The sequence below is a fragment of the Clostridium intestinale DSM 6191 genome (assembly GCF_900130055.1).
Taxonomy (GTDB): domain Bacteria; phylum Bacillota; class Clostridia; order Clostridiales; family Clostridiaceae; genus Clostridium_T; species Clostridium_T intestinale.
Map to the genome: position 1 here is coordinate 1 of NZ_FQXU01000029.1, position 13,212 is coordinate 13,212.

Genomic DNA, 13,212 nt, shown 5'->3' on the forward strand with positions numbered 1-13,212 from the left:
CAGTTAACCCAGTCTTCTCAAAAACCTTGTTTTGGAATACATCAGAAGCTGAATAGTTATCAGATGTATAAGCTTGACCATCAATAGTAACCTTAGCAATACCTCTAAAAGCATTAGTGTAAGCAAAAAGTCTTAATCCAGTACCATTAAATTTAAATTCTAAGTAATCACCAACTTTAGTAGTAATAGTAGCATTAGAACCACTATGCTTAGCATTAGCGTTGTCATACCAAGAACCAGTATATTTAATGTTAGAATTATTTTCTTCATATTTACCAGGATTAAGTGGTAGAGTTGTTAATAAATTTAGTGTTAAATTACTTCCATTAAAGTCAATGCTTGTACTATTACTATTAGCAAGTTTAACTCGTATGTTATTTAGACCTAAGTCAGCTGTTCCTCCATTTAAAGTTGCAAAAGCTGCTTGTCCTGATTTTAAAGCTTTAGCTTTTATTTTAAATAACACGCCATCAGAAACAGTAACCCCAGGATTTGATCCTGTCATTGTTGAGTAGATACTTATTTTACCATTAGCATTATCAATAACAGGTTTATCAGTATTAACCTTAGTATTGCCAAATGAATCTCCAGCTAAAATGTCTTGAACTTGTATTAAACTGTTATCATAATAAAGATCTAGAGACGCACCATATAAATCGGTAACATTTTTAACCTTTACATCAATATCAAAACTATCTCCAACTATTATGCTATCTTTATTAATAGAATAGTATATGTTTGTGTTTGTTGCAGCTTTTACTAATTGTACATTTGAAAATACAAAAGCAAAAATAAACATAAAACACAAAGAAATACTAAAAAGTCTCTTTTTAAGCGAACTTTTCAATTTGCTTCCCCCTTTGTAATAATATTGTAAATTATGAATAAAAGTTAACATTTATATTATACTTTACTAATTGGTAAATAGTCAAAGTATAAATATATATATAATTCTAAAAATATTATAAATAATTTAGGTGAATTAAACTATTTCCTAATAATAAATACATTTTTATTATAAAAATTACAAGCTTATATATTTTTTACAAAGATATGTTGGATAAATATGAAAATTATGATAAAATGTAAATAAATTTGTAAAAAACAATGAATAAAAGTTAACATGTTTGAAAATTTTAGATTAAAATATGAATATTAAAATGGGGGACTGAGATGAAAAAGATTTTCATAAATGTAACTGTTGCAATAACAATAGTCGCAAATTCTCTAAGTTATATTGTTGTACAAGCTAAAACAACTAATGACTCCGAAGATTTAAAAAAACAAAATATTTTGAATGAATTTAAGGCAAATAAAGATAAAAGTAATTATAAGAAAAATGAAATAATAGTTAAGGTAAAAGATAAGAATAATTTAAAATCAATACAATCTAGTGATATTAAGACAGAGAAAGATTTGTCAGAGGATATGATTTTAATAAGCTTTGATGAATCTAAAGAAGACATGGAGCAGGTATTAACGAAATTGAATGAACAGGTTGGGATAGAGTATGCTGAACCAAACTACAGAAGAGAATTGACTAAATCTCCACTTACAGAACCATATGCAGATCAATTATGGGGACTTAAAAATAATACTAATCCAGGTATTGATATAAATGTTGTTAATGTCTGGAACAGGACATTGGGAAGTAGAGATGTAGTTGTTGGAATACTTGATTCTGGAATAGAATATGACCACGAGGACTTAACGGAAAATATATGGACAAACAGCAAGGAAATACCTGACAATGGAATAGATGATGATGGAAATGGGTATATAGATGATTACTATGGCTGGGACTTCCTATATAAAGATAATAATCCAAGAGACTTTGATGGACATGGTACACATGTATCTGGAACTATTGCAGCAGCTCAAAATGATTTAGGAGTAGTAGGAGTTGCTCCTAATGTAAAAGTAATGTCGTTAAGAGTTGGAGAAGGAAGATGGATATATACTAGTGAAACAATAGAAGCAATAAAATATGCAACCAATAAAGGGGTAAGGATTTTTAATTGTTCTTATGGTAGCGATAAATTTTCACAAGCAGAATTTGATATAATAAAAAATTCTAATGCTTTATTTTTAGCAGCAGCAGGAAATGGAGATGCTAATGGAAATGGACTGAATAATGACGTGACATCAGTATATCCAGCAAATTATGAGCTCAATAATATTATTTCAGTAGCATCCATAAATGAGGAAGGAAATCTTTCTAAATTTTCAAATTATGGAGCAAAAACTGTAGATATAGCAGCACCAGGAGAACATATAGGAAGTACCATTCCGTATAATAGTGAATATGGATATTATGCAACGATGAGTGGTACATCAATGGCTACACCTCATGTTACAGGAGTAGCAGCTTTATTATTAAGTTATAATCCCAATGCTTCGATTTCTGATCTGAGAAGTTATTTATTAAATGGAGCGCATAAATTAACGTCATTGAACGGTAAAGTGGGTACAGGAGGAATTATAGATGCTACAGCTTCATTGGTAGCTATGGACCCTTCGGTTGGTGCTCTAACAAACATCGGATTGAATATGAATAATTTGACTTTGAAAAAAGGTGCTCAATACAAACTTACTGAGACTATAACTCCAACTAATTCAATTTATAAAGATGTTAAATGGACAAGTAGTAATTCCAATATTGTAGTTGTAGATGATACAGGGAAGGTTAGTGCTTTAAATGAAGGAAATGCAGTTATTACTGTTCAATCTGCTTATAATAATAAAATTATGGCTTCATGTAATATAAATGTAAGTAAATATGATACAGCTATATATAGAAATGGAGATACCTTTACTTTAAAAGTATATACTCCAGAAGTTCTAAATCAATACGCAGATGCATATTTTATAAAGCCTAATGGAAAAGAGCAGAGAATTTCTTTAGTTCCAGATAGTTCTAATGGATATTATTATAATGAGTTTAATGTGACTGAAGATGAGGGTTATTATGATGAAATAAATCCAGTTTTAGACTATGGAACATGGGAACTAAAAAATATATCATTAAGTTATGGAAATACCTATTATAATGAAAAATATTATGAAAAATCAAATACTATAAAAACTTGGAATTTTGATAGAAGCAAGTTTACTATAGAATCTTTAGATAATAAGATAATAGATAATACAAATGATTTATCAAATAATTCTAAACAAAAAACTAATAATGATATTACGGAATTAAAAAGCGTTGTTGTATCTAAAAAAGATGTATATAATAAGGAAGTTGTACAGTTAAGATTTTATGCTAAAGATACCTCTGGGATTGGAGAGGGGTCAGGGCTATATATGTATGATCCTTTAGGGAATGAAGTATATTTTAATTTAGAGTCAAATCAAAGAGAAGGTTACTATTATGTAGATATATATATAGGTTCGGATTATAATAGTAAGTATTATAATAGTATAGATCCACAAAGTAAAAGTGGAGTATGGACAGTAAAACAGCTTATGGCAAGAGATGTTAATGAAGAGTATACTGTTTATACTAGCGAGGAGCCGGAATATGAAGGGGATATTAAATATAACTTTAATAATGCATCCTTTAATGTTCGTAGCTATCAAAATACTGCTAAGACTACTGATGTTAATGGGGATGGAGTAACAGACATATTTGATATGGCTATAATGGGATCTAAATATAATACTAAAAGAGGTTATGGAACATATTTAGATGCATTAGATGTAAATTCAGATGGAATAATTGATATTTATGATTTAGTGAAACTTTCTACAAATATGATTTAATTATAAGAAAAGACCTATTGACAATAAGCAACTTATTTGTTAATAGGTCTTAAAATATGTTTTTTAAATAAAATTTATAATTTAATATTAAGAATAATAAGTTTATTTAACCGAGGAATTTTTAATATAAGGTGATTATGTTAAAATATATGAAATAAGGTAGGAATAAGGAGAAATTTCATGAAAAAGAAGGTAGTACTGATTTATATGTTTTTTATGTTTACATTCAGCTTTTCAGCATTTGGAGCCACTAATACCAATGTAGATTTAGGTGGGGAAATATCTTTAAATAGTGGAGAAGATTTTGAGATAACAGTTAAAATAAATAACGTTGAAAGACTTTATGCAGGATCTATTAGTATAGATTATGATAATTACGATATATCATTTAATGAGATAGTGGCAGGGGGAATGGTATTAGATTCTGGATTTCAGAAGTTTGAAGCTGGTGGAGCACCTAATAATGAGAAGAATAGGATAAGTTACCAATTTACCTTTATGGGCGAAGTAGTAGGAGTTAACGGGAGTGGAGATTTTGTAAAGATAAAAGGAAAAGCCAATAGAGATATTAAATTTAATCTTAATAATATATCAATGGTTAAATTAGTAGAAAGAACAGATAAAAATGCTATTCAAAGCATCCCTTTTACTTATATAGGAAAAGAAGTTAATGAAAATAATTCAACAATTATAGAAAACACTAATAATAATACTTCTAATGAAAATAAGGATAATGTAGAAGTAAATAGTCAGACTAATGTTGATGAAAACAAAGTAAATTCTTCAAGCTCAACTGTTAAAGAAGGAGATAGTACTAATAAGGAAAGTTCAGAAGAAAATAAAGATAAATCGTTAATGGAAAATGATAATGAAACAGAATCTGAAAGTGGGGATGTATTAAATAAAAACAACAATTACATTTTGGTAGTAATAGGGGCTTTAATTATTATTTTTGTAGGAAGCGGTGTATATATTAAAAAATTCAGAAAATAGAATTAGAATATAAATTTCTAGTTAAGTAAATGGGGGACATTGTAGTGAAGAAATCAAAAAAACTAATATTTTTTATACTAACAATATTTCTTACATTAGTATTTTTTACTAAAGTGCAAGCAGAAGATAGTAGAGAATCAAAAACTAGAGTCTTCTCAAACTCTCGTGATAAATTACTGGTATACAAAGAAGATGGATCTTTATGGATTAATAAATCAGGTCAAAGCTTAACTAAATTATTTGATTTTCAAGGAATTAAGGATATAGCTGTAGGAATAGATCATTTTATAATTTTAAAAAGCGATGGAAGTGTATGGACCTGGGGAAGTAATAATTATGGACAATTAGGCTATAGTGGTGATTCTCAGTTGAATATTCCAAGGAAGATCGATGGATTAGATAATGTAATTCAGATTAGTACATATTATAATACTTCTTTTGCATTAAAGGCAAATGGAGAAGTTTTAGCATGGGGATACAATGGTTACTGGAATAATTTAGGTGTAGATAAATCAGATGAATACATATATACTCCAACTAGTATAACGGCATTAGATAATATAAAAAAAATTACATGTGTAAGAGAAACAACTTTTGCACTAACTAATGATGGAGAACTTTATTCTTGGGGATATAATGGTTCAGGTGAGGCTGGATTGGGAGATAATACTAAAGTTGTTAAACCAACTAAATTGCCTAATATAAATGAAAAAGTAGTAGATTTTTACGTAGGAAGAAGTGTAGGCTTTGCCAAAAATGAAAATGGTGAATTATGGTGTTTTGGAAATGGAGCAAATGGAAATTTAGGAACTGGTAAAAGTCAAGTAGGAGCATTACCAACTAAAATAGCTAATTTAGATGGGATAACTAAAGTGTTGGTAGGGGAAAGTGTTTTAGCATTAAAAAATGATGGTACTGTATTTGGCTGGGGAAAAAATGATACAGGAATATTAGGGAATGGAAGTTTTCAAAGTAACTATATTCCAACAAAAATAAGTTGGTTAAATAATATTGAAGATATAACCTTAGATTCGGAGGAGCATTATGAGGATTATGCTTATGCGAAAGATATAAATGGAAATATTTATGTATGGGGAAGTAGTGTATACGCACCTTCACTTAAAATAGATATACTTAAAAGTATGGGAAATGCAACAGTACTACCAGACAGCTATTTTATTAAAAATGATACCGTATGGAAATATAATAGTTGGAGCAAAAGAGTAGAAAATTTCGTATTTGGAGAAGAACCAATATTTTATTTACAGGATGTTCCAGGTATATATTCTAAATTTTTATATTTTCATCCTTACATAGAATCAGGTTCTAAATTGTACTATACAACTGATGGAACAAATCCAACAAATAGTAGTGACTATATAACTCAATATCAAGAAGTAGCATTAAATAAATCTACAAATTTAAAATTTTTTGTAGTAGATAGTAAAAACTTAAAGTCTAGACTTTATGAAGAAAGTTATTATATAACTGATATAAATTTAGATAATGTAACAGATGTTTTAGATATGGCTGAAATTGCAAGTAGATATAATCAGTATAAGGGAGACAAAAATTGGGGTAGCTTATATGATATAAATTTAGATGGGGTAATAGATTTATATGATTTAACGATGATATCTAGTAAATTGTATTATATGGAGGATATAAGTGATAGTTACATAACATTGTATAAAAATCAGGATTTTAAGTTACCAACAACTTTTACTGTAGCCTATAGTGATGGAAGTAAAAAAGAACTTGAAGTAATTTGGAGCCTAAATAATATTGATACAAGTAAGTTAGGGAATCAAAAAATTGTAGGAACTATAAAAAATACAAACAAAGCTTTTTATATGAATATAAATATAATAGAAAAGCAAGATATAGTCTTTAAAAAGACAAATAAATTTATAACAGATTATAATGGATTTTACTATTATTCAAATTCTAGAGATGGAAATATAATATATAAAAGAAATTATAATGGAACAATAGATATTCCAATTAATCGAAAAGCTATAGGGACAGATATGATGATACAGGATGATTGGGTATATTTAAATGTTCATAATGATAATGGCCCAAGCTCTCAAATTGTCAGAATGAAAGTTGATGGGAGTTCATTAACTATATTAAAATCAGGGTTGATAAATTTTTATGGGATTAGAGATGGGTGGATTTATTATACAAAAAGTGAGTTTAATATGTATTCAGCTTCACTATATAAAATGAAGCTAGATGGTACATCTAATGAGTTAATTACGGAAGATTCTTGCTACAATATTACATTTAAAGAAGAGTATATATATTATAGCAATAGTAAAGAAGATAATATAATATATAAAATAAAATATGATGGTACTAATAGAACTAAATTATCCACTGAAAAAGTATATGAATATTATGGTAGTATGGATAGTGGACTTGGAAACTTGCTATTTATAAAAAACAATGGAAATACTGCGAGTATACATAAATTATCTATAACAGACTCAGAGAAGTCAAGGCCTCAATATATGTGGTTACCTATTGATATGAGTAGCATAAAAAAGGTAAGAGTTTATGGAGATAGAGTTTATTTTCTAGGACAAAGTCTAGGGAGACAAGGACTATACTCTTGTAATATTTTTGGTGGAGATTTGAGGTCTTTGACTAGTAAAAATATAAAAGATATAGATTTTATTAATGATAAAATTTATATTGATAGTGATAGAATATATGAATTAGATATAAATACCTATGAACTTAAAGAATTTTAATAGTTATGATTATAAATAATGTAAAAGAGTAGTATATGTAAAAAGGAGAAATAAATGAAAAGGAATATAAAAGCATGTTTAATAGTAATAGCCTTTATGTGTACCAATCTAATAAGTCCTTTAAAAGTAAATGCACTAAGTATAGTAGAAAATAAGTTTGTAAAGATTGAAAGTGGATATACTCACTCAGCGGCTATAGATATAAATGATAGATTGTGGATGTGGGGAAATAATTCTACAGGAGGACTTGGGGATGGAACAACTACATCAAAAGGAGTTCCGGTAGAGGTAATGAATCAGGTGAAAGAAGTTTCTGCAGGAGATCGTTTTACTGTAGCAATAAAAAATGATAATACTTTATGGGCTTGGGGATTTAATTATCGTGGTCAAATTGGAGATGGTACAGGTGGAGTGAGTGGTGCCTATAAAGTATCTCCAACAAAAGTGATGGATAATGTAAAGCATGTATATGCTGGTATGGGTAGTGTTTATGCAATCAAATTAGATGATTCATTATGGGCATGGGGTGATAATCAGACTGGACAAGTTGGAGATGGAACTATAGATGGGAGTAATAAAATTAAAATCAACCCAGTAAAAATAATGGATGATGTTAAAGAGGTTTCAGCAGGGAATTTTTTTGCAGCTGCAATTAAAAATGATGGTTCTTTATGGACATGGGGAAATAATAGTGATGGTCAACTAGGAGATGGGACACTAGTTTCTAAGCCCAATCCAGTAAAAGTTATGGATAATGTGGAAAAAATTTTTGCAGGATCAAATTCTATTTTTGCAATTAAGAATGGTGGAGAACTTTATGCTTGGGGAGGTAATTACGTTGGGCAGCTTGGTGCGAGTATTAGAGATACAACAGTGCCAACGAAAATAATGGAAGATATTAAAGAAGTGGCTGTAGGAAGCTTTCATTCTTTGATTTTAAAAAAAGATGGTACTTTGTGGGGATGTGGAAGGAATAATGAGGGTCAGCTAGGTAATGGTATAAGCATTGGGGGAAGAACTCCTAAGAGGATTATGGACAATATTAAGTCAGTTTCAGCAAAAGATAGGCATAGCTTAGCCTTAAAAGAAAATGGAGAAATATGGTCTTGGGGATATAATGGATATGGTGAATTAGGTAATGGAACAACAAGTTATAAAATATCACCAGATAAAACTTCGCTAACAGATATAAAGGATATAGAATCTTCATTAGGTGAAGCAAACAATATGCTTATAAAAAGTGATGATACTCTTTGGGCTTGGGGAGTATATCAATCTTTTGGTGAGCCTAATAAAATTATGGAGGATGTAAAAATGGTTTCTCCTGGTATTTGGCATAAGCTTGTTATTAAAAATGATAGTACTTTATGGTCTTGGGGAGAGAATCAATATGGCGAGCTTGGAGATGGAACTAGAACAAATAGAAGTGAACCTCTAAAAATTATGGATAAAGTTTTAGTAGCTTCTACAGGGACATCAAGTTCTTTTGCAGTGAAAGAGGATGGTACTCTATGGTCATGGGGAGAGAACTGGCATGGTAAGCTTGGAATAGGAAAGAAGGGGGATTACTATACAACGGTTCCTATGAAAGTTATGGAAGAGGTTAAACGTGTTAAGACTGGAGAGAACTGTACCTTTGCTATAAAAAATGATGATTCATTATGGGCATGGGGAAATAATCAATATTGGCAGCTAGGGTTAGAGGATAAGAAAGATTATTCATTACCTGTAAAAATAATGGAAGATGTTCTAGAGGTTAAAGGAAAGAAAAATACGCTTGTAATAAAAAAGGATGGATCTTTATGGACTTTTGGAAATAATGACTATGGACAACTTGGAGATGGGACAACTGAGAGTAGATTTATACCACAAAAGATAATGGAAGACGTCTATAAGATATCTGTAGGATATAATTATAGCATGGCCATAAAGAAAGATGGATCTTTATGGGCATGGGGAAACAATGAATATGGTCAGCTTGGAAATGGTACAACAGATAGACAGTTAAAGCCAGTAAAGATAATGAATCAGGTTAAAGATGTTATAACGTGTTCATTTTATACTGCAGCACTGAAAACAGATGGAACTATGTGGGATTGGGGATGGAATAAGCCAGATATTATGCAAAAGGAATTTTCTAATCCAGTACCAAGTCGAGTATTAACCTATTCAACACTGATAGATGAGAGTACTAGGGAAATAAATATATCTGTTGGTGAAACTAAGTTATTTAAGTTGAGTTTAAATTCAAATGAGTATGAAAACAAAGATATAGATTGGAGAGTTAAAAATCAAAGCGGAGAATTTAATGTTTATAAAGAGGCTAATGGAGTTTTCGCAGGCAAAGATTTAGGTAATGCAGATATTGAAATTGTGTCTAAAGATGGTGTAGTACTTAAAGAATTTAAATTAAAAGTCATAAGAAGCCGTGATGTAAATAAGGACACTCAAATAGACATATTAGATCTCTCGGCTGTAGCGAGTCAATATAATAAAACTAATAAAGAGCCTAATTGGAATGAAAATTTAGATATTAATGGAGATAATATAATAGATTTATATGACTTAGTTAATATATCGAATTATATAAAATAAATAACATAATAAGGTGGATACTTGTGATAAAGAAAGTAATAGTTAACATATTAGTAACAATGATTTGATTTTTTTAGTTTGGATAAACAATAAAAATAGATAATGTGAAAAAATTAATCCTAGTATAGTTTGTTTTTTTATAAGAGTATATATTTTTATCTACAAATTAGCCTTACACAAATACTCATATTTAGACATATTATATTACTAAATTTAAGAATAGGAGGTAATATAAATGACTGAGAGTATATTAACACGTTTATCCTTAGAGGTAGAGTACAAAGCCGGTCTAGATAAAGACGGCAAAGATGTATTTAGAAAGTTTAGTATCTCAAATATAAAAGAAGAAGCTTCTGATGATTCCATTGGAAAATTAGGCAATGCTATAGGAAGTTTATTAGATACACAAATATACAGAGTTTCTAAAGCAACTAAACATGAAATAATAACTTTTTAATAGCTATATAATCCATGATTAAAGGCATGCTGTCATTTTGATAGTATGCCTTTTTTATTTTCCAGTATTTGCTACACATATATATATAATTCGACATAGTATAGTAGTAAATTTAACAATAAAGGAGGAGATATTTATGGATTACTCTCAGCTCGAAGATCTTGTTGAGCTATCTAAAAAAGGAGATAAAAAAGCCAGAGAAAAATTAGTTGAAAAAATTTTAAATAAGGTTGGAAGTATAATTAAAAAGTATCATATTCATTCCTATAGTAATGACGACATGATAAACGAAGCTTATACAGTAATTTTTGAAAATCTTAATTCCTATAATCCAAGATTCGGTAACTTTTTTCCTTTCATTGAATTATGTATTAATAGACATTTTTCTAAGATTTTAAGAAAGTCTTTAAATGGAGAACTAAAGGATGGAGTTAAAACTTTAATAATAGATGAAAAACTTGAAAATATACTTTTTTATGAAATAGATTATTTTGAAGGAAAAGTTAGTATAGAGGAAAAAATTTCTCTTTTAAACCTTGCTTTTGAAACTATTTTAACTAAAGAAGAGCAGGAAATCATATGGTATAAGTATTTTTTGAAAAAAACATTAAAAGAATATGCTGAAAATAAAGGTATGTCTTACGGTAAGGTTAAGAAGGTTAAAAAACAAGCTTTAATGAAACTAAGAAAATATATTGAGAAAAAACTAAACCTTTAGGTTTTTTAGATAGAGCCCTGCTATAATCACTTGTTATAGCAGGGCTTTTTTAAATTTAAAGATCTACCTGGATGTCATAAAGAGTTGATCTTTTTTCATTAAGCTTAGCAGAATGAAAAGCTACTAAATCATCGCCTTTTTTTGTAAGCAGGATATTTTCTCTTAAGATTACAACAACTGCTGCGGATATTTCTTCATTTGTTAAATCATTTCTAACATCAGCAATAGTTAAATTAACTTTTTCACCACTTTTGGTTAAAAAAGTTAATACAAGGCTATATTCCATTTCATTACCCCCAATCTTTAATTATTTTTGTTTGAGTTATTAAGAACCTGAAATATCAGAAGTCAGTACTTTTGAATAGCCTCCTATTTCAGGAGCTAGTAGAGTCGAAAGTGCTTCAGCAAGAGCATAAATACTTTCCTTGGAAGCTGTAACTTTCACATTGTTTATAGTCTTTTTCTTATATTTTTGAGCTCCAGATTCAGTTACACCATTTTTGAGCTTTATTATTAAAGATAGAGAAAGAGGAGTTTCGGTTACTACCATAGGAAATCACCTCCTTTACTTTTTATTTTGTACAATATATAAATTACCGCGAAAATGAAAAGGGCTTATATTTATAAAAATTATTTTTAAATAAACATAGATTTTTTTAAAAAGAATTGCAAAAAAGTCACAGAAAAAGTAGACTGCGCTAAGAAAGCAAGAAAGCAAGAAAGCAAGAAAGCAAGAAAGCAAGAAAGCAAGAAAGCAAGAAAGCAAGAAATATTTAAGAATAAAAAGAATAGAATAAAGTAAAGAGATGGAAAGAGGGATAAAGTATGGGGAAGAGTAGAGGTAAGGAAGAATTATTAAAGGAAGAAGAGGAAGAGAAACTTGAAGCTATTATAGGTTTTGAAGAAGATAAGGATGCAAAATTTATAAAAAATTATAATATAGCAAGTTTAGTTAGAGATGAGTTAGGAGATTCAGCAGTAGTAGAGAATATAAGTGAGGGAGAACCTAAAAGTGAAGATATAGAAAAAACAGGTGAAAAAAGTGAGGTTAAGAGTAATTTTTCACATGAAGTAATTCCTGAAATGCCAAATAGTAAAGTTAAAAAAAATTTATCGTTTAGTTCTAATAGTATTAGAATGGTAAACGAGCTAAGAGCTGTACATCCTAACGCTAATGTAAAGTTTTGTGAAATAGTTGATAGTGCTATTAAACATTATTATAAATATATAAAGGAAGAAGGGGGGAGACAGGAGTACTAGGTTTTTATTAAAAAAATGAGTATATATAAATATACTCAAAGATATTCTCTTTAAATTAAGTGTATGAAAAGATAATTATTTATGAGACATATCATTTAAGCAAGTTAAATGGTACGATTAGGATACAAAAATTTTAATATCATTATTTCATAAAATAATGGAAGTAATATTAAATATTAGCAACATATCTCTATTAATATTTTGAAAAGTAACACGATAGTAGAAGTAGAATGATGAGAAGGGGAGCAATTAATTACTTAATTTTCAACTTTTATACTTAAATTAAATAGTTTATAATAATATTTGTAAATAAATTTACCTTATTAAGGTTAATAGAGGGGTTGATTAAAATAAAGAGAAATCTAGTTAAAATACTAATAGTCGTATTATGTATTACTCCATTCAATTTTAGAAATGTACAAGCTGAAGAAGGAAGACGGGTAGATTATTCAGTTACTTCTAACATTTCTCCAATGTTATATATTGATAATCCTACATATAATAGCACAATAAGTAATAAATCATCTTTTGTTGTAAGAGGCTGGGCAGTAAACAAATCAGGAATAAAAGAAGTTAAAATTTATTTGAATAATATATATATTGGAAATGCAACCGTAGGGATGTCAAGACCAGATGTTAGAAATGCATACCCAGAGTATATT

Annotated in this window: 11 protein-coding genes; 8 read left to right on the plus strand and 3 right to left on the minus strand. The window is 29.0% G+C overall.

The features are described 5' to 3' along the window. The coding region (locus BUA92_RS22595) for a cohesin domain-containing protein (RefSeq protein WP_242950238.1) at positions 1–847 on the minus strand (847 nt) is incomplete at its 3' end. A gap of 326 nt (positions 848–1,173) precedes the next feature. Between BUA92_RS22595 and BUA92_RS22600 the strand changes: the two genes are divergently transcribed. From BUA92_RS22600 to BUA92_RS22625, 6 genes are all read left to right on the plus strand, one after another. Further along, positions 1,174–3,768 carry a S8 family serine peptidase gene (locus BUA92_RS22600; RefSeq protein WP_073022864.1) on the plus strand — a complete coding sequence of 865 codons (2,595 nt, stop codon included), beginning with the start codon at positions 1,174–1,176 and terminating at the stop codon, positions 3,766–3,768. 180 nt (positions 3,769–3,948) lie between these two features. Continuing rightward, positions 3,949–4,761 carry a cohesin domain-containing protein gene (locus BUA92_RS22605; RefSeq protein WP_073022865.1) on the plus strand — a complete coding sequence of 271 codons (813 nt, stop codon included), beginning with the start codon at positions 3,949–3,951 and terminating at the stop codon, positions 4,759–4,761. Between the two features lie 44 nt (positions 4,762–4,805). After that, a complete protein-coding gene (locus BUA92_RS22610; protein WP_073022866.1) occupies positions 4,806–7,520 on the plus strand; it encodes an RCC1 domain-containing protein in 2,715 nt (904 codons plus the stop codon). A 54-nt stretch (positions 7,521–7,574) separates the two neighbouring features. Continuing rightward, on the plus strand, positions 7,575–10,115 hold the full coding sequence (locus BUA92_RS22615; protein ID WP_073022867.1) for an RCC1 domain-containing protein: 2,541 nt from the start codon (positions 7,575–7,577) through the stop codon (positions 10,113–10,115). Between the two features lie 235 nt (positions 10,116–10,350). Further along, on the plus strand, positions 10,351–10,572 hold the full coding sequence (locus BUA92_RS22620) for a DUF1659 domain-containing protein (protein WP_073022868.1): 222 nt from the start codon (positions 10,351–10,353) through the stop codon (positions 10,570–10,572). 136 nt (positions 10,573–10,708) lie between these two features. Beyond that, positions 10,709–11,290 (plus strand): sigma-70 family RNA polymerase sigma factor, encoded by a 582-nt coding sequence (locus BUA92_RS22625; protein ID WP_073022869.1) that lies wholly within the window; start codon positions 10,709–10,711, stop codon positions 11,288–11,290. Positions 11,291–11,345: 55 nt separating this feature from the next. Here BUA92_RS22625 and BUA92_RS22630 read toward each other — a convergent pair whose 3' ends face one another. Both BUA92_RS22630 and BUA92_RS22635 read right to left on the minus strand, forming a co-directional pair. After that, positions 11,346–11,576, minus strand: a complete 231-nt coding sequence (locus BUA92_RS22630; protein ID WP_073022870.1) for a DUF2922 domain-containing protein — start codon at positions 11,574–11,576, stop codon at positions 11,346–11,348. Between the two features lie 39 nt (positions 11,577–11,615). Further along, positions 11,616–11,840 (minus strand): DUF1659 domain-containing protein, encoded by a 225-nt coding sequence (locus BUA92_RS22635; RefSeq protein ID WP_073022871.1) that lies wholly within the window; start codon positions 11,838–11,840, stop codon positions 11,616–11,618. Positions 11,841–12,115: 275 nt separating this feature from the next. Between BUA92_RS22635 and BUA92_RS22640 the strand changes: the two genes are divergently transcribed. Together BUA92_RS22640 and BUA92_RS22645 are read left to right on the plus strand one after the other, a co-directional pair. Continuing rightward, positions 12,116–12,550, plus strand: a complete 435-nt coding sequence (locus BUA92_RS22640) for a hypothetical protein (protein ID WP_073022872.1) — start codon at positions 12,116–12,118, stop codon at positions 12,548–12,550. Between the two features lie 341 nt (positions 12,551–12,891). Further along, positions 12,892–13,212, plus strand: a 321-nt coding sequence (locus BUA92_RS22645) for an Ig-like domain-containing protein (RefSeq protein WP_175550949.1), incomplete at its 3' end; no start/stop codon positions are given.